Annotated in this window: 15 protein-coding genes; 7 read left to right on the top strand and 8 right to left on the bottom strand. The window is 64.0% G+C overall.

The annotated features are described in order from the left end of the window. Nucleotides 1-109: 109 nt before the first annotated feature. Nucleotides 110-739 carry a glutathione S-transferase family protein gene (locus Q7U29_RS09910; RefSeq protein ID WP_304740877.1) on the bottom strand — a complete coding sequence of 210 codons (630 nt, stop codon included), beginning with the start codon at nucleotides 737-739 and terminating at the stop codon, nucleotides 110-112. A 111-nt stretch (nucleotides 740-850) separates the two neighbouring features. Here Q7U29_RS09910 and Q7U29_RS09905 point away from each other — a divergent pair, with 111 nt between their 5' ends. After that, nucleotides 851-1,279 (top strand): DUF6636 domain-containing protein, encoded by a 429-nt coding sequence (locus Q7U29_RS09905; protein ID WP_304740875.1) that lies wholly within the window; start codon nucleotides 851-853, stop codon nucleotides 1,277-1,279. A 127-nt stretch (nucleotides 1,280-1,406) separates the two neighbouring features. Here Q7U29_RS09905 and Q7U29_RS09900 read toward each other — a convergent pair whose 3' ends face one another. The 7 genes from Q7U29_RS09900 to Q7U29_RS09870 form a co-directional block, all read right to left on the bottom strand. Then, entirely contained in the window at nucleotides 1,407-2,087 is a 681-nt protein-coding gene (locus Q7U29_RS09900; protein WP_304740872.1) for a transglutaminase family protein, read from the bottom strand. 44 nt (nucleotides 2,088-2,131) lie between these two features. Continuing rightward, nucleotides 2,132-3,637: a glycerol kinase GlpK gene (glpK, locus tag Q7U29_RS09895; RefSeq protein ID WP_304740870.1), complete on the bottom strand. Its 1,506-nt coding sequence runs from the start codon at nucleotides 3,635-3,637 to the stop codon at nucleotides 2,132-2,134. A gap of 218 nt (nucleotides 3,638-3,855) precedes the next feature. Continuing rightward, nucleotides 3,856-4,629 (bottom strand): SDR family NAD(P)-dependent oxidoreductase, encoded by a 774-nt coding sequence (locus tag Q7U29_RS09890; RefSeq protein WP_304740868.1) that lies wholly within the window; start codon nucleotides 4,627-4,629, stop codon nucleotides 3,856-3,858. Between the two features lie 131 nt (nucleotides 4,630-4,760). Then, nucleotides 4,761-5,903, bottom strand: a complete 1,143-nt coding sequence (pimD, locus tag Q7U29_RS09885; RefSeq protein ID WP_304740866.1) for a pimeloyl-CoA dehydrogenase small subunit — start codon at nucleotides 5,901-5,903, stop codon at nucleotides 4,761-4,763. A gap of 202 nt (nucleotides 5,904-6,105) precedes the next feature. Next, nucleotides 6,106-7,296 carry a pimeloyl-CoA dehydrogenase large subunit gene (pimC, locus tag Q7U29_RS09880; protein ID WP_304740864.1) on the bottom strand — a complete coding sequence of 397 codons (1,191 nt, stop codon included), beginning with the start codon at nucleotides 7,294-7,296 and terminating at the stop codon, nucleotides 6,106-6,108. 185 nt (nucleotides 7,297-7,481) lie between these two features. Further along, nucleotides 7,482-9,167, bottom strand: a complete 1,686-nt coding sequence (gene pimA / locus Q7U29_RS09875; RefSeq protein ID WP_304740862.1) for a dicarboxylate--CoA ligase PimA — start codon at nucleotides 9,165-9,167, stop codon at nucleotides 7,482-7,484. 150 nt (nucleotides 9,168-9,317) lie between these two features. Next, nucleotides 9,318-11,414: a 3-hydroxyacyl-CoA dehydrogenase NAD-binding domain-containing protein gene (locus tag Q7U29_RS09870; protein WP_304740860.1), complete on the bottom strand. Its 2,097-nt coding sequence runs from the start codon at nucleotides 11,412-11,414 to the stop codon at nucleotides 9,318-9,320. A 256-nt stretch (nucleotides 11,415-11,670) separates the two neighbouring features. Here Q7U29_RS09870 and Q7U29_RS09865 point away from each other — a divergent pair, with 256 nt between their 5' ends. From Q7U29_RS09865 to Q7U29_RS09840, 6 genes are all read left to right on the top strand, one after another. After that, the gene (locus Q7U29_RS09865; protein ID WP_304740858.1) at nucleotides 11,671-12,531 is read left to right on the top strand and encodes an IclR family transcriptional regulator; all 861 of its coding nucleotides are present in this window, start codon (nucleotides 11,671-11,673) and stop codon (nucleotides 12,529-12,531) included. Between the two features lie 63 nt (nucleotides 12,532-12,594). Further along, entirely contained in the window at nucleotides 12,595-13,392 is a 798-nt protein-coding gene (locus Q7U29_RS09860) for an ABC transporter ATP-binding protein (protein WP_304740946.1), read from the top strand. Next, nucleotides 13,389-14,102 (top strand): ABC transporter ATP-binding protein, encoded by a 714-nt coding sequence (locus Q7U29_RS09855; protein WP_304740856.1) that lies wholly within the window; start codon nucleotides 13,389-13,391, stop codon nucleotides 14,100-14,102. Before Q7U29_RS09860 ends, Q7U29_RS09855 begins: the two co-directional genes overlap by 4 nt. Before the next feature lie 11 nt (nucleotides 14,103-14,113). After that, a complete protein-coding gene (locus tag Q7U29_RS09850) occupies nucleotides 14,114-14,992 on the top strand; it encodes a branched-chain amino acid ABC transporter permease (protein ID WP_304740854.1) in 879 nt (292 codons plus the stop codon). A gap of 2 nt (nucleotides 14,993-14,994) precedes the next feature. Continuing rightward, nucleotides 14,995-16,011: a branched-chain amino acid ABC transporter permease gene (locus tag Q7U29_RS09845; RefSeq protein ID WP_304740852.1), complete on the top strand. Its 1,017-nt coding sequence runs from the start codon at nucleotides 14,995-14,997 to the stop codon at nucleotides 16,009-16,011. Between the two features lie 187 nt (nucleotides 16,012-16,198). After that, the coding region (locus Q7U29_RS09840) for an ABC transporter substrate-binding protein (RefSeq protein WP_304740850.1) at nucleotides 16,199-16,695 on the top strand (497 nt) is incomplete at its 3' end.

Below are 16,695 nucleotides of genomic sequence, written 5' to 3'. Positions count from 1 at the left end.
CGGCGTCTCGAAGGATGGCGTCAGGCGAAGTGCCAGATGGTTCGAGACGCACGCCGGCAGCGCAAGGGCGCCGCCAGCGCGCTCCTCACCATGAGGGAGTTGGACGCCCTCACCCCTTCGGCGGATCGAGCTTTTGCACGATCTCCTGAAAAGCCGGCAGCGCCTCGCATCGCGCGGCGTGCGCCGTCAGCGCCGGATGACGCGCGGCCGTGAACAACGACGGATGCGCCTCGCCGGTAAAGCGCAGCGCGCAGGCCACCATGATGTCGGCATGGCCGATGCGGTCACCGAACCAGAACGGCGTCGCCACCCCCGCGCGTTCCCTTTCCAGCACATCGAGCACGCCGCCGATCTGGGCCTGGCAGCGCTCGACCCACAAATGCAGCTGCTCCGCGCGCAGCACACGCTCGTAGATCAGGCTGACCGCCTTGTCGCCGAGCCCGCTGCCCAGCGCGCAGATTTTCAACGCCTGCCGGCGCGCCGGGCCGCGCTCGGCGATCATCGCCTTTTCCGGCCCGACCAGCTCGTCGAGATAATCCAGAATCGCGCCGCTCTCGATCAGCACCTCGCCGCCGTCGAGCACCAGCGTCGGCACCCGACGCAGCGGATTGAACGCCGCCAGCTTCTCGGCATCGCCGAAGGTCGACCACGGCCGCTGCTCGAACGGCAGATCATAAAGCCGCAGCGCCAGCGCGACGCGGCGGACGAAGGGGGAGTCGTATTGGCCGATCAGGATCATGGTCGGGTGCGCCTCGCGGGGTTGGAGGGAGATAACCGCAGCTTGCCAGAGATTTCACCGGGAGCAAGTGCTATGCTCAGGGCAGTATTGCTGAACCCGAAAGCAACACGCATGACCCGCTGCGCATCGCCCAATGCCATCCTGCTGTTGCTGTTGCTGCTGGTCGTCCCCGGCGCAGCCAACGCCCAAGGCAGCATCACCGGCTTCCGGTCGCCGTCGAACAACATCGCCTGCCAGTATTTCGACTACGACCGGCAGCTCACGCTCCGCTGCGACATCATGGAAGCTACCGTGACCGCGCGCCGGCCGGCCGATTGCGATCTCGAATATGGCAAGGCCTTCGAGATGCGCTCGAAAGGCAGCGCCATCCGCCTCTGCTACGGCGACACGGTAATGGACAAGGCGCTGCCGCCGCTGGCCTATGGCGAAGTCTGGCAGCGCGGCGGCTTTACCTGCACGTCGGAACAGACAGGCGTGACCTGCTTCAACACCGACCGCCGCGGCTTCTCGCTTTCGCGGGCGAAGCAGGAATTGTTTTGAGGGCGTAGCTCTCTCACCTCGTCATGGCCGGGCTTGACCCGGCCATCCACGTCTTTGCCTCCCGGCGAAGAAAGCAAGACGAGGATCACCGGGTCAAGCCCGGTGATGACGATTGGATGGAGGCCGCTCAGCCTTGCGCCGCTTCGCGTTCCATGTCTCGGCCGGAGAGGTCCTCGCCCTGCATGTTGGCGTAGTCGCGCGCCATCTCGCGCATCAGGAACTTGGCGGGAACGTCGTGGAACGAGCCGTGGTCGGTGACATATTGCATGTAGGTGCGGCCCGCGCCGTCGAAGGGATGCAGCAGCGCATCGGTGTGGCCGTCGAAATCGAGCGGCGCCACGCCGACCTTGGCGCACAGTGTGGCGTTGAAGGTCGGGGTGGCCTTGCGCCAGGCGCCGTCGACATGGACCTCGGTGTAGCCGTGCCAGGTGAAGATATCCGTGCCCATGCTCTGGCGCAGTTTTTCGGTCGTGAGATGGTTGCGCACGTCGGCGAAGCCGACGCGGGCGGGAATGCCGTGGATGCGGCAGGCGGCGGCGTACAGCGCCGCCTTGCCGACGCAGTAGCCAACTCCGGCCGCCAGCACGCTCGAAGCGCGAAAGGTCTCCGCCGCGCGCATGTTGACATAGGGGTTATAGCGGATGCCGTCGCGCACCGCTCTGTAGAGCAGGCTGGCCTTGTCGCGGTCGGAGGCATCCGCCGCGACGGCGGCGCCGGCGAAGGCCTGGACGGCCGGATGGTCGCTGTCGATATACTCGCCGGGATCGGTGTAGAGGCGGCGAAGGGTGTCGGGAAGAATGTCGGTCATGCGGACAGTGTAGCAAGGCGCGTTCACTTGGCAATTGACTTCAATCATCCCTCCCCTTCATCACTCGCCAGCACCCCCTTCACCGCCCTTGCCCAGCCCGCCAGCTTCCGCTCCCGCGTCGCCGCTGACATCGCCGGCTTGAACCTGCGTTCCAGCCGCCAGTTGTCGGCGAATTTTTCCGGCTCGGGATAGACGCCGGCGGCGAGGCCGGCGAGGTAGGCGGCGCCCAGCGCCGTGGTTTCCTGGATCATCGGGCGGTCGACCGGGGCGTCGAGCAGGTCGGCGAGGCGCTGCATGGTCCAGTCGGAGGCGGTCATGCCGCCGTCGACGCGGAGCACGATGTTGGCGCCTTTCGCATCGGGCCAGTCGGCACGCATCGCGGCCCACAGATCGAAGGTCTGGTAGCAGACGCTTTCCAGCGCGGCATGGGCGAGTTCGGCGGGGCCGGTGTTGCGGGTGAGACCGAACAGCGCGCCGCGTACCCTTGGATTCCAGTAGGGCGCGCCGAGGCCGACGAAGGCCGGGACCAGATACACGCTCTGCATCGAATCGGATTTGTCGGCGAGCGGGCCGGTTTCGCTGGCCTGCCTGATGATTCCGAGACCGTCTCGCAGCCACTGCACCGCGGAGCCGGCGACGAAGATCGAGCCTTCCAGCGCGTAGGTGCGTTTGCCCCCGAGCTGGTAGGCGATGGTGGTGAGCAGCTTGTTGTTGGACTTCACCGGTGTGGCGCCGGTGTTGAGCAGGGCAAAACAGCCGGTGCCGTAGGTCGACTTCATCATGCCCGGCGCAAAGCAGGCCTGGCCGATGGTGGCGGCCTGCTGGTCGCCGGCGATGCCTGATATCATGATGCTGCCGCCGAACAGTTCGGGCACGGTGTCGCCGAAATCGGCGGAGGAGTCCTTCACCTCGGGGAGCAGCGAGCGCGGCACCCGCAGGATTTTCAGGAGATCGTCGTCCCACTCGCCGGTGTGGATGTTGAACAGCAGCGTGCGCGAGGCGTTGGTGGCGTCGGTGGCGTGCGACTTGCCGCCGGTGAGGCGCCACAGCAGATAGCAATCGACGGTGCCGAACATCAGTTCGCCGCGCCCGGCGCGTTCGCGCGCGCCGGGAACGTGGTCGAGGATCCAGGCGACCTTGGTCCCCGAAAAATAGGGATCGATGATCAGGCCGGTTTTCGCCGTGATGGCGGGCTCATGGCCTTCGGCTTTCAGTTTGGCGCAGATGTCCGATGTGCGGCGGTCCTGCCAGACGATGGCGCGGTGGATGGCCTGGCCGGTGGCGCGGTCCCACACCACGGTGGTCTCGCGCTGGTTGGTAATCCCGATCGCGGCGATGTCCTTGGGTCCGACGCCGGCCTTCTTCAGCGCCTCGCGGCAGACGGCGATGGTCGAGGTCCAGATGTCCTCGGGCTCATGCTCGACCCAGCCGGAGGCCGGAAAATGCTGCGGAAACTCGGCTTGCGCGGTCGCGGCGATCGAGATGTCCGGGCGGAACACGATCGCGCGCGAGGAGGTGGTGCCCTGATCGATGGCCAGTACGAAGGACATGATGCGGATTCCTGGCGTTGCTTCCCGGGGAGGCAAGGCAAGCGGATTGGGGATGGTTCGTCAATATCCGTTGTCGTCCCTGCGAACGCAGGGACCCATACGCCGCGGCTCCTCGATCGAGCGAAGGACGTCGACCAGCCTTACGCAACCGAGAGGACAACGCGGTATGGGTCCCTGCGTTCGCAGGGACGACGTGGGGAGAGAGTGTCGGCTGAAACCTACACCGACGCCGTGGTCACGCCGCCATCGACCACGATGGTCTGGCCGGTCATGAAGCTCGACGCATCCGAGCCGAGATAGGCCACGGCGCCGGCGATTTCGTCGGGTTCGCCGATGCGGCGGAGCGGCGTGGTGGCGCAGCGGCGCTTCAGGCGCTCTTCGTCTTCCCACAGCGCCTTGGCGAAATCGGTTTTCACCAGACCGGGGGCAACGCAATTGACGCGCACGCCCTGCGGGCCCCATTCGCCGGCGAGGCTGCGGCACAATGCAAAATCCGCCGCCTTGGAAATTCCGTAGGCGCCGATCACGGTGGAGCCGCGCAGGCCGCCGATCGAGGAGACGATCACCACCGAGCCGTTGCCGCGCGCGGCCATCTGCGGGATTGCCTGCGCGCAGAGCCAGATGTTGCTCTTGACGTTGGAGTTCATGATCTTGTCGAAGGCCTCGTCCTTGATGTCGAGCAGCGGGCCGTAATAGGGATTCACGGCCGCGTTGCAGACCAGGATGTCGATCTTGCCGTAATGTTTCGTGGTGCCCGCAATCAGCGCCTCGACTTCCTCGCGGCGCGAGATGTTGCAGGGGATGACATGGGCGTCGCCGCCGGCTTGTCTGATGCCGCTGGCGACCTCCTCGCAGGCTTCGGCCTTGCGGCTGGAGATCACGACTTTGGCGCCGAGCTTGGCCAGCAGTTCGGCCGAGGCGCGGCCGATGCCGCGGCTGGAGCCGGTGACGACGGCGACCTTGCCGGTGAGATCGAACGGGGTGTTTTTCATTTTTTTGATGCCTCGTCATTGCGAGGAGCGCTTGCGACGAAGCAATCCACGCCACACAAAGACAGATGGATTGCTTCGCTTCGCTCGCAATGACGGGGACGTGCTGGCGCGCGTCCCCGCAACGAGACGAGCTACACCAGCCCGCCGCCCTCGGTGACGCGGCGGAGGTGATAGTCGGTATCGCCAAAGGTGTTCTCGATCATGGTCAGGCGCTTGAAGTAGTGGCCGATCTTCGCCTCCTGCGTCATGCCGATGCCGCCATGGAGCTGGATCGCCTGCTGGCCGACGAACTTTGCCGACTTGCCGATCTGCACTTTCGCCGCCGCCACCGCGGTGGCGCGCTCCTTGGCGTCGTCGAAATCGGACGCCATGGTGGCGAACAGCGACATGCTGCGGGCCTGCTCGACGGCGACGAACATGTCGGCGGCGCGGTGCTGCAGGGTCTGGAAACTGCCGATCGGCACGCCGAACTGGGTGCGGGTCTTCAGATACTCGACGGTGGTCTTGAGCGATTCATCCATCGCGCCCACCGCCTCCGCGCACAGCGCGATGCGGGCGTCGTCGACCACGCGCTCGATCAGCGCGAGGCCGTTCTCGGGGTCGCCGATCGCAGCACTCGCGCCGACCTCGACACCCGTGAACGTGACGTCGGCGGCATGCAGGCCGTCCTGCGTCGGATAGCCCTTTTTGGCGATGCCCTTGGCGTTAGCCGGCACCAGGAACACGCCGATCCCGGCGGCGTCGCGCTGGCCGCCCCTGGTCCGCGCGGTGACGATGAAGCTGTCGGCATTCTCGCCGTTGAGCACGACGAATTTCTCGCCGTCGATCACCCAGCCGTCGCCCTTTTTCTTGGCGGTGGTGGCGACATCCTGCAGATCATAGCGCGAGTTCTTCTCGAGCTGCGCGAAGGCAAAGGTCTTGCTGCCGTCGATGATGCCGGGAATGTGCGCGGCCTTCTGTTCGGCCGAGCCGCCGCGTCGCAAAAAGCCGCCCGATATCACCACGGTCGCCAGATACGGCTCCAGCAGCAGCGCCTTGCCCAGCGCCTCCATCACGATCATGGTCTCGACCGCGCCGGCGCCGAAGCCGCCGTCGTCTTCCGAGAACGGCAGGCCGAGCAGGCCCTGCTCGGCGAGCTTGCCCCAGACCGCCTTGCTCCAGCCGCCCTTCTCGGCGCGGTACTTCTTGCGCGAGTCGAAATCGTAGGAATCGTTCAACAGCCCGTCGACGCTATCCTTGAGAAGCCGCTGCTCCTCCGACAAATCAAAATCCATGTTCTTTACTTTCCCTGGAAACCGATACGAGGCAACGCTGTTGCCTATCCCTCTATTGTCATCCCCGCCTAGTGCGCAATTGCGCACGGGGGGCGGGGATCCGGTAAGCGCAGGCGGTTGTCGTAACCACTGCCGCCGCGGCGTACTGGGTCCCCCGCCTTCGCGGGGGACGACGAGTTTTTGTGTGTCTTGCTGCGGGGGCTTACAACCCCAGCACGGCCTTGGTGATGATGTTGCGCTGGATCTCGTTGGAGCCGCCGTAGATCGAAACCTTGCGGTTGTTGAAATAGCTCGGCGCGATCTGTGCGGTCCAGTCCATCGATTCGTTGCTGCCTTCGTCGCCATGCTCGTCATAGGGCGCGGCGAACGGGCCGATCACTTCCATCAGGAGCTCGGTGGTGGTCTGCTGGATTTCCGAGCCCTTGATCTTCAGGACGGAAGAAGCAGGATTGGGCTTGCCCTTGCCGTGCTTGTTCTCGTCGGCGACGACGCGCAGCTGGGTCAGCTCCAGCGCCTTCAGCTCGATCTCGACCTCGGCCAGCTTCTCGCGGAACTTCTGGTCCTCGATAACAGGCTTGCCGCCGGCCTCGACCTTGGAGGCGAGGTCGCGGATGCGGCGCAGCCGTTCCTTGGAAACGCCGACCCGGGCGATGCCGGTGCGCTCGTTGCCGAGCAGGAACTTGGCGTAGTCCCAGCCCTTGTTCTCCTCGCCGATCAGGTTCTCCACGGGCACCTCGACGTCGTCGAAGAAGACTTCGTTGACCTCGTGGCCGCCGTCGATGGTCTCGATCGGGCGCACCGTGACGCCCTTCGACTTCATGCTGAACACGATGAAGGATATGCCCATCTGCTTCTTGGCGCCGGGGTCGGTGCGGCACAGGCAGAAGATCATGTCGGCGTGCTGCGCCAGCGTGGTCCAGGTCTTCTGGCCGTTGATGATGTACTTGTCGCCCTTGCGCTCGGCCTTTGTCTTCAGCGAGGCGAGATCCGATCCGGAGCCCGGCTCCGAAAAGCCCTGGCACCACCAGTCGTCGACATTGGCGATGCGCGGCAGATACTGCTGCTTCTGCTTCTCGTTGCCGAAGGTGTAGATCACCGGGCCGACCATGCTGACGCCGAAGGCGAGCGGGGCCGGCGCGGGATGCATCTGCAGCTCTTCGTTGAAGATATAGTGCTGCACGGACGTCCAGCCGGTGCCGCCATATTCCTTCGGCCAGTGCGAGACGCCCCAGCCCTTCTTGTTCAGAATCCGCCACCAGGCGACCATCTCGTCCTTGGAGAGATGACGGCCCTCGACCAGTTTCTTGCGCGTCTCCGGCGGCACGTTGTTCTTGAAGAACTCCCGCACCTCGTCACGAAACGCCACTTCTTCCTTGCTGAAGCTGAGATCCATCGGATCCTCCTGTGTGAATTATTCGATCTCTCTAACGTCGTCCCCGCCTAGTGCGCAATTGCGCACGGGGCGCGGGGACCCATAACCCCCAGTATTAGCGGGTCGTAAAAGGCGTCTCACACCGCGCCCAAACGCGAGACCTCGCGGTATGGGTCCCTGCGTTCGCAGGGACGACGAGGGAGTTGTCATGAACCGCCCCCCGTTGCCAGTTGCGGTTGTTTCGGTTGCGCCGGCTGCCGGTTGCGCAATTCGTGGCGCGAGAGTTTGCCGACCGAGGTGCGCGGCAACTCCTCGACGAATTCGAGTGCGGCTGGAATTTCGTGCTTGCCGAGCTTGCCGGCGAGAAACGTCTTCAACTCGTCGAGGCTGAACGGCACAGCGCCATCGCGCAATTTGACAAAAGCCTTGGCTGCCTCGCCGCGATAATCGTCGGGAATGCCGATCACGATCACCTCGTGCACGGCGGGATGCTCATACATCGCCTGCTCGATCATCTGCGGATAGACGTTGAAGCCGCCGGAGATGATCATGTCCTTCTTGCGGTCGACCAGATAGAAATAGCCGTCGGCATCCATGTAGCCGATGTCGCCGGTGAGGAAGCGGTCGCCGACGAACGCCTCGGCGGTCTCCTTCGGCCGGTTCCAGTAGCCCTTGGTCACGTTCGGCCCGCGGATGCGGATTTCGCCTGTTACGCCGACCGGCAGAATCTTTTTGGGGTCGTCCAGCGCGACCACGTCCATCTCGATCCCCGGCAGCATCAGCCCGATCGAGCCCGGCTTTTCCGGTCCCTCCTTGGGATGCGCGGTGCCGGGCGAGCAGGTCTCGGTCATGCCCCAGCCGCTCTTCAGCTTCATGCCGACCCTGCGCTCGAGGATCCTGGCGACCTCGACCGGGAGCGGCGCACCGCCCGATCCGACGCTGACCAGCGACGACAGGTCGCGCTTGTCGAGGTCGGGCAGGCTCGCGATGGCGATCCACATGGTGGGCACGCCGGGAAAATAGGTGGCGCGCTTGACCTCGATGTCGCGCATCACGGCTTCGACGTCAAAACGCTGGTGCAGCGAAATCAGATGGCCGCGCCGCAGGCTGCTGAGCAGCACCACGGTCAGCGCGAAGATGTGAAACAGCGGCAGCACGCAGATCACGCGCTCGATCGGGTTATTGCGCTCGGCGCGCGACGGCTTGCCCCAGACGTCGTAGACCGACACCGCCGAGGTCAGATTGCCGTGGCTCAGCATCGCGCCCTTCGGCAGGCCGGTGGTGCCGCCGGTATATTGCAGCAGCGCGACATCGTCGGCGTCAAGCTGCGGCCATGCCGAAGGCTTGCTGGCGCCGTCGGTGAAAGTCCTGAAGGTGATGATCGCGGGATTGTCCGGGATCGGCGTGTGAGGATTGCCGACCGCGCCCCAGTCGTCGTCCTGGCAGACGATCAGCCGGTCGACCAGGCCCTTTTCGAGAAATTTCAGCGCCGTCGGCAGCAGCGTCGCCAGATCGCTGGTGACCAGCACGCGCGCGCCGCTATCGCTCAGCTTGTGCGACAGCGCAATGGCGCCGTCGAGCGGGGACAGATGCACGATGCGGGCACCGGCCTTCAGCGCGCCGAAGAAGTTTATCGGATGATCCGGCGAATTGCCGAGGAACAGCGCCACCGAATGATCGGCGCCGCAGCCGGCGCGCAGGAACGAGGCGGCGGCGACCTCGACCATCGCTTCCAGCTCGGCATAGCTGATCGCACGATCCCGATACTCGATCGCCGGCCGCGCGCCGTATTCGGCCGCCGCCACCGACAGCAAATCGGGCAGCGTGCCGCGCGCGATCGGATCGTCCCAGTGAACGCCTTCCGGATAGAATTGCTCGCCGGGGTGGGTCATGCGACGTCGTCCCTGCGAACGCAGGGACCCATAATCCCGGGCATCGAGGTTGAAAGACGGCCTCTCCCTCCATACCGAAACGTGAAATCACGCGGTATGGGTCCCTGCGTTCGCAGGGACGACGGGTTGAGGCAGATTCGCTTCATCGGCTCAAGCCGCCTTCGCGGACTGCGTCAGCGACGCAAAGGTCTTGCCTTCGGCGGCGAGGCGCTTCAGCAGCGGCGACGGCTCCAGCGAGGGATCGTTGGTTTCCCTGGCGTAATAGGACAGCCGGTCGGCGATGTGCTTGAGGCCGACCTGGTCGGCATAGAACATCGGGCCGCCGCGATAGATCGGCCAGCCATAGCCATAGAGCCAGATCACGTCGATATCGCTCGGACGCGCCGCGACCTTCTCTTCGAGGATTCGCGCGCCCTCGTTGATCATCGGATACATCATGCGCTCCAGGATCTCGTCGTCAGAGACCACGCGCTTCTTGCGGCCGAGCCGCTGCAAGGTCTCGTCGATCAGCTTTTCCACTTCGGGATCGGGCAGCGCCGAGCGCGAACCGGCTTCATACTTGTAATAGCCCTTGCCGGTCTTCTGGCCGAAGCGGCCGGCCTCGCACAAGGCGTCGGCGATTTCCGACTTGATGCCGCGGTCCTGGCGCGAGCGCCAGCCGATATCGAGACCGGCCAGATCGCTCATCGCGAACGGTCCCATCGGCATGCCGAACTTTGTCACCACGGCATCGACCTGCTGCGGCAAGGCGCCTTCGAACAGCAGCTTTTCGGACTGCTTGCCGCGCTGCGCCAGCATCCGGTTGCCGACAAAACCGTCGCAGACCCCGACCACCGCCGGCACCTTTGCGATCTTGCGGGCGACCGCCACCGCAGTCGTCAGCGCATCGGGCGCGGTCTTGTCGGCGCGCACGATCTCGCACAGCTTCATCACATTGGCCGGCGAGAAGAAGTGCATGCCGAGCACGTCCTGCGGACGTTTTGTAACCTTCGCGATCTCGTCGATGTTGAGGTAGGAGGTATTGGAAGCCAGCACCGCGCCAGGCTTGGCGTATTTGTCCAGCGCAGTGAAAACCTCCTTCTTGATCGCCATGGTCTCGAACACGGCCTCGATGATCAGGTCAGCATCCCTAACGTTCTCGAGCCCCACCTTGCCCGTGATCAGGCCCATGCGCTTGGCGGGGGCATCAGCGGGAATACCGCCGCGCGCCGCGGTCGCCTCGTAGTTCTTCTGCATCACGCCCATGCCGCGCTTGAGCTGCTCTTCGCCCGTTTCGATCAGCGTCACCGGAATACCGGCATTGGCGAACGACATCGCGATGCCGCCGCCCATGGTGCCGGCGCCGATGATGGCGACGCGCTCGACATTGCGCGGCTTGGTGCCCTCGGGCACGCCGGCGATCTTGGCGGCTTCGCGCTCACTGAAGAAGGCATAACGCTGCGCCTTCGACTGATCGGAGGCGACCAGCTTGAGAAAACCTTCGCGCTCCTTCTTCAGGCCTTCGTCGAACGGCAGGTCGATGGCGGCGCCGACGGCGTCGGCGGCGGCGAACGGCGCTTCCAGCCCGCGCGCCTTCTTGGTCAAGGCGGCGACCGCATTGGTGAAGATCGAGCGGTCGGCCCTGGCGGCGGCGAGCTTGGAATCGTCGTCGCGCAGCTTGCGCAGCGGGCGCTTCTCCGCCAGCACCTTGCGGGCAAAACTCTCGCCGCCCGATGCCGGACCTTCGACGATTTCCTCGATCAGGCCGTGCTTCAGCGCGTCACTGGCGCTGATCGGGTCACCGCCGACGATCATCTTGACCGCGAGCTCCGGACCGACCGCGCGCGGCAGCCGCTGGGTACCGCCGGCACCGGGCAGCAGGCCGAGCTTCACTTCGGGCAGACCGAGCCGCGCATCCCTGGTGGCGACGCGGAAATGGCAGGCGAGCGCAACCTCGAGGCCGCCGCCCAGCGCGGTGCCGTGAATCGCGGCGATGATCGGTTTCGGCGAGTTCTCCATCGCGAGCAGCACTTCAGCCAGGCCGGGCGGCTTCGGCGGCTTGCCGAATTCGGTGATGTCGGCGCCGGCGATGAAGGTGCGGCCGGCGCAGGTCAGCACGATCGCCTGCACTTCGGGATCGGCGATGGCGCTCTTGATGCAGTCGAAAATACCGCCGCGCACGGCGGCGCTCAAAGCATTGACCGGAGGACTGTTGACGGTGACGATGGCGATGACGTCACGACGCTCGAGCTTGACCACTTCGTTCACGAGACTCTCCCTGGGCATTCTGTTCTTGGATCAATTCTTGGATCAGTTCTTGGATCAGTTCTTGGATCAGTTTTTTTGGATTAGTTCTTAACTTGCCAGTTCTTAACTTGTGTTGAGTGGCTACGACACCCCGGCGACTTGCGTTGAGTAGCTATTTTTCGTTTATTTCGCACTGCGAAATTCAATTCCACACCTTGACATGGAGGGTTATTTTGAAGCACGTCCCTTGTCAACGAGGTCCATCCAGCGGCAGGTAATGAAGCGTCCAGGCAAGAAAGTGGCGACCGATCGCAGCTTCGTCGTCGCGCTTTCCCGCGGCCTTGATGTGTTGCGCGCATTCCATCCCAACGACGGGCTTCTTGGCAATCAGGAGATCGCGGCCCGTACCAACTTGCCAAAGCCGACCGTTTCGCGGCTGACCTATACCTTGACCAAGCTGGGCTACCTTACACCTGTTCCGCGGTTCGAGAAGTATCAGCTGGCGCCTTCAGCCATGGCGCTGGGGTATGCCGCCCTTGCAAATCTCGGCGTTCGGCATTTGTCCGAACCCTTCCGCGAGGAACTGATGCGCGAGACCGGCGGCGCGGTTGCCATCGGCGGTCGCGACCGCACCAGCATGATCTACTTCGGCCAGAGTCGTGGTCAAACAATAGGCGTTCAACTGGACGTCGGTTCGCGAGTCCCGATTGCAACCACCGCAATGGGACGCGCCTATATCTGGGCGTTGCCGGCCGATGAGCGCGCCACTCTGTTGCGGGAGCTGCGCGAGCACTACGGCAGCCGCTGGCCGCGGATGCGCGATGGTATCGAACGCGCCGGCGAGACGGTGGAGAAATATGGTTTCGCGATCTCGGCCGGCGAGTGGCATGACGACATCCATGCCGTCGGCGTGGGGCTGAAGCTCAATGACGGAACCGGTCCTTACGCATTCAATTGCGGCGCGCCCGCATTCCGTTTCACGGAAGATCGTCTGCGCAACGACATTGGACCTCGCCTCGTGGCGATGGTAAGGAACATCGAAGCGGCGCTCGGCGGAGCGGCGCCGCAATCAAAAAATGAAAACAAGAAGTTGAAAGCAGGAGGGAGAGTTGCACGTGTGGTCGAGGGGATCAGGTAGCCTTCATCGAGGTGACCGGCGAAGAGGTCATTGCAGCCCGAAGAATATTTTGGGCTGCATCCGATGATGCAGGCACAGCTCGCGCAGGGACAAAGCCCCCTGCTTGCGGTTCGCGACGTCAGCGTCGTGTTCGGCGGCATCGTTGCGTTGAATGGCGTGTCGTTCGACATGCACAAGGGCGCAATCCTCGGCCTGATCGGACCGAACGGCGCCGGCAAGACGACGCTCTTCAACTGCCTCTCCAGGCTCTATCAGCCGAGCACGGGCGACATCCTGATGGAGGGCCAGAGCATCCTGACGCGCCCGCCGCACAAGATCGCCGAGATCGGCATCGGCCGCACCTTCCAGAACGTCGCGCTGTTCCCCAACCTGACGGTGCTCGACAATGTCAGGGTCGGCACCCACGCCCGCACCAACAGCGACATCATCTCGGACTCGCTGAGACTGGGCTGGGTCCGCCGCGGCGAGGCCGAGCTCAACAAGAAGGTCCACGAGATCATCAGCTATCTCGACCTCGACGACGTCGCCCACACCGTGGTGTCCGGCCTGCCGTTCGGCACCCAGAAGCGCGTCGAGCTGGCGCGCGCGCTGGCGGCCGAGCCGAAGATCCTGCTGCTCGACGAGCCCGCCGGCGGCCTCAACCATGAGGAAGTGCACGTGCTCGGCGACCTGATCCGCCGGATCCGCGACGACCGTCACATGACCATTCTGCTGGTCGAGCATCACATGGGCCTCGTGATGTCGATCGCCGACCACGTGGTCGCGCTGAATTTCGGCCGCAAGCTCGCCGAGGGCACGCCGGCCCAGGTGCAGTCCGACCCGGATGTCATCAAAGCCTATCTGGGGAGCAAGGACCAATGACCGCGATGCTCAATATCAAGGATCTGCGGGCTTATTACGGCCAGGTCCAGGCGCTTCACGGCCTCGAATTCGGTCTCAACGAAGGCAGCCTGACCACCCTGCTCGGCGCCAACGGCGCCGGCAAGACCACGACATTGCGCGCGATCTGCAACATGGTGCGTTCGACCGGCTCGATCGAGTTCGACGGCGCCTCCCTGAACGGCCGTTCGACCGAGAACATCGTCCGGCTCGGCATCGCCCACGTGCCGCAGGGCCGCGGCACCTTCACCACCATGACGGTGGAGGAAAACCTGCAGCTCGGCGCCATCACGCGCAAGGACAAGGCCGGCGTCGTCTCCGACATCGAGCGGATGTACGATCACTTTCCGGTCCTGAAGGAACGCCATACCCAGCAGGCCGGCACGCTTTCCGGCGGCGAACAGCAGATGCTGGCGGTCGCCCGCGCGCTGATGCTGCGTCCGCGGCTGATGCTGCTCGACGAGCCCTCGTTCGGCCTGGCGCCCCTGATCGTGCGCGACCTGTTCAAGATCCTCGGCAAGATCAACCGCGAGGACAAGGTCACCATCCTGGTGGTGGAGCAGAACGCGCAGCTGGCGCTGGAGCTCGCCGACAAGGCCTACGTCATCGAAACCGGACGCATCGTGATGTCGGGAAGCGCTGCCGAAATCGCGAACAATGAAGACGTTCGTAAATCTTATCTCGGTTATTGAGGAACGCAGCCGTGGAACTTTTCATCAACCAAGTCCTGGCTGGCGTCGCCACCGGCGCGATCTATGCCTGTATGGCGCTCGCCGTGGTCATGATCTACCAGGCGATCGATCATCTGAATTTCGCCCAGGGCGAAATGGCGATGTTCTCGACCTTCATCGCCTGGCAACTAATGCAGTGGGGCGTGCCCTACTGGTGGGCCTTCCTGCTCACGCTGGTGTTTTCGTTCGCCGGCGGCATCGCCATCGAGCGCGCCCTGTTCAAGCCGCTCGCCAAGGCGCCGGTGTTGACCAATGTCGCCGGGTTCATTGCCCTGTTCGCCATCGTCAACAGCGTCGCCGGACTGACCTGGGACTTCACCATCAAGCAGTTCCCGACGCCGTTCGGATCCTCGCCGTTCCTCGGCAGTCAGCTGATCTCGACCCATCAGGCCGGCATGATCGGCGTCACGGTGGGATTGCTGATCCTGCTCTATCTGTTCTTCCAGTTCACGCGGATCGGCCTTGCGATGCGCGCGGCCGCATCGCTGCCGGAATCGGCACGGCTGGTCGGCATCAACACTTCGTGGATGATCGCGCTGGGCTGGGGCATGGCGTCGGCGATCGGCGCGATCGCCGGCATCCTGATCGCACCGGTGGTGTTTCTGGAACCGAACATGATGGGCGGCGTGCTGATCTACGGGTTCGCCGCCGCCGTGCTCGGCGGTCTGACCAGTCCGCTCGGCGCCGTTGTCGGCGGCTTCCTGGTCGGCGTGTTCGAGAATCTGGCCGGGACCTACATTCCCGGCGTCGGCAATGAATTGAAATTGCCGATCGCGCTGGCGCTTATCATCACCGTATTGGTCCTCAAACCGGCTGGCCTGTTTGGTCGTCCCATCGTGAAGCGAGTTTGATCATGAGCGCAGTTGACGAAGTCGCAAGCGACGCACCGGCGGTCGAGGCCGTTCCCAAGAAGGCCATGACGCTCGGGCTCGGCGCGTCACTGGTGATGCTGGCATTGCTGATCATCGGGCCGATGTTCGTGAAGAACTTCATCGTGTTCCAGCTCACGATGCTGCTGATCTATGCGCTGGCGGTGCTGGCGCTGAACATTCTGACCGGTGGCAGCGGGCAGTTCTCGCTGGGCCAGAGCGCCTTCTACGCGGTCGGCGCCTACACGTCCGCCATCCTGATGGAGCATTTTGGCGTCAACTACGCGCTGACATTGCCCGTTGCCGGCATCATCTGCTTCGGCTTCGGGTTCCTGTTCGGTCAGCCGGCGCTGCGCCTGAGCGGCATCTATCTGGCGCTGGCGACCTTCGCGCTGGCGGTGGCGATGCCGCAATTGCTGAAGCTCGGCGTGTTCGAGCACTGGACCGGCGGCGTGCAGGGCCTCGTGGTGACCAAGCCCGACGCACCGTTCGGCCTGCCGATTTCGCAGGACAGGTGGCTGTATTATTTCACGCTCACGGTCGCGATCGGGATCTACATCGCCTCGGTCAACCTGCTGAAGTCGCGCTCCGGCCGCGCCTTCATGGCGATCCGCGACAATGAGATCGCGGCGTCCGCCATGGGCGTCGACGTGGCGCTGTACAAGACGCTGGCATTCGGCGTCAGCGCCGGCATCACCGGCGTTGCCGGCGGCCTCGGGGCCATCGCGGTGCAGTTCGTGGCGCCCGACGGCTACACCATCACGCTGGCGATCTCGCTGTTTCTCGGCATGGTGGTCGGCGGCGTCGGCTGGCTGCCGGGATCGATCGTCGGTTCCGCCTTCATCATCTTCGTGCCTAATATCGCCGAGGGGATTTCAAAAGGTCTCTCCGGCGCGGTGTTCGGCGTGCTGCTGTTCCTCGTGATCTTCCTGGTACCGCACGGTGCACGGCAGGTCGCCATGGTTGCGCAACACATGCTCGGCAAACTCAGGAAAGGTTAACGAACGTATTCCACATTGCGGAATACGCACCGGACCCTCTCGCTCAAATAAAAGCCCCCTGCGACACCCGTCGCAGGGGGCTTTTTCTTGATGGCAAGCCGTGAAAGGTATTGAATACGGGCAGGCGCCGAAACGAGCGCCCACTACAAAAAACGATACAACTCACACCGAGATCAGGGAGATCTAGATGCCTTTCAACCAGCTGCGATTGGGAGCCTTTTCGGCTGCCGTTGCGATGCTTGCCGTAACCAGCAGCGGCGCGCTCGCGCAGAAGAAATACGACACCGGCGCCACCGATACCGAGATCAAGATCGGCAACATCATGCCCTACAGCGGACCCGCTTCCGCCTATGGCGTGATCGGCAAGACCGAGGAAGCCTACTTCAAGAAGATCAATGCCGAGGGCGGCATCAACGGCCGCAAGATCAACTTCGTCAGCTATGACGACGCCTACAGCCCGCCGAAAACCGTCGAGCAGGCCCGCAAGCTGGTCGAGAGCGACGAGGTGCTGTTCGTTTTCAATCCGCTCGGCACGCCGCCCAATTCGGCGATCCAGAAGTACCTGAACTCGAAGAAGGTGCCGCAGCTGTTCGTCGCCACCGGCGCCACCAAATGGAACGACCCCAAGGACTTCCCCTGGACCATGGGCTGGCAGCCCAACTACCAGAGCGAGTCCCGGATCTA

It is taken from the genome of Bradyrhizobium sp. (assembly GCF_030654605.1).
GTDB lineage: Bacteria > Pseudomonadota > Alphaproteobacteria > Rhizobiales > Xanthobacteraceae > Bradyrhizobium.
The sequence above is the reverse complement of the archived record's forward strand: the minus strand, read 5'-3'. Positions and strand labels throughout refer to the sequence as shown.

What these genes read in the sequence shown, in the direction of transcription:
- Q7U29_RS09860 (WP_304740946.1), top strand. Translation starts at nt 12,595, where the DNA reads ATGATGCAGGCACAGCTCGCGCAGGGACAAAGCCCCCTGCTTGCGGTT.
- glpK (WP_304740870.1), bottom strand. Translation starts at nt 3,637, where the DNA reads ATGTCCTTCGTACTGGCCATCGATCAGGGCACCACCTCCTCGCGCGCG.
- pimD (WP_304740866.1), bottom strand. Translation starts at nt 5,903, where the DNA reads ATGGATTTTGATTTGTCGGAGGAGCAGCGGCTTCTCAAGGATAGCGTC.
- Q7U29_RS09905 (WP_304740875.1), top strand. Translation starts at nt 851, where the DNA reads ATGACCCGCTGCGCATCGCCCAATGCCATCCTGCTGTTGCTGTTGCTG.
- Q7U29_RS09865 (WP_304740858.1), top strand. Translation starts at nt 11,671, where the DNA reads ATGAAGCGTCCAGGCAAGAAAGTGGCGACCGATCGCAGCTTCGTCGTC.
- pimA (WP_304740862.1), bottom strand. Translation starts at nt 9,167, where the DNA reads ATGACCCACCCCGGCGAGCAATTCTATCCGGAAGGCGTTCACTGGGAC.
- Q7U29_RS09855 (WP_304740856.1), top strand. Translation starts at nt 13,389, where the DNA reads ATGACCGCGATGCTCAATATCAAGGATCTGCGGGCTTATTACGGCCAG.
- pimC (WP_304740864.1), bottom strand. Translation starts at nt 7,296, where the DNA reads ATGGATCTCAGCTTCAGCAAGGAAGAAGTGGCGTTTCGTGACGAGGTG.
- Q7U29_RS09845 (WP_304740852.1), top strand. Translation starts at nt 14,995, where the DNA reads ATGAGCGCAGTTGACGAAGTCGCAAGCGACGCACCGGCGGTCGAGGCC.
- Q7U29_RS09910 (WP_304740877.1), bottom strand. Translation starts at nt 739, where the DNA reads ATGATCCTGATCGGCCAATACGACTCCCCCTTCGTCCGCCGCGTCGCG.
- Q7U29_RS09900 (WP_304740872.1), bottom strand. Translation starts at nt 2,087, where the DNA reads ATGACCGACATTCTTCCCGACACCCTTCGCCGCCTCTACACCGATCCC.
- Q7U29_RS09890 (WP_304740868.1), bottom strand. Translation starts at nt 4,629, where the DNA reads ATGAAAAACACCCCGTTCGATCTCACCGGCAAGGTCGCCGTCGTCACC.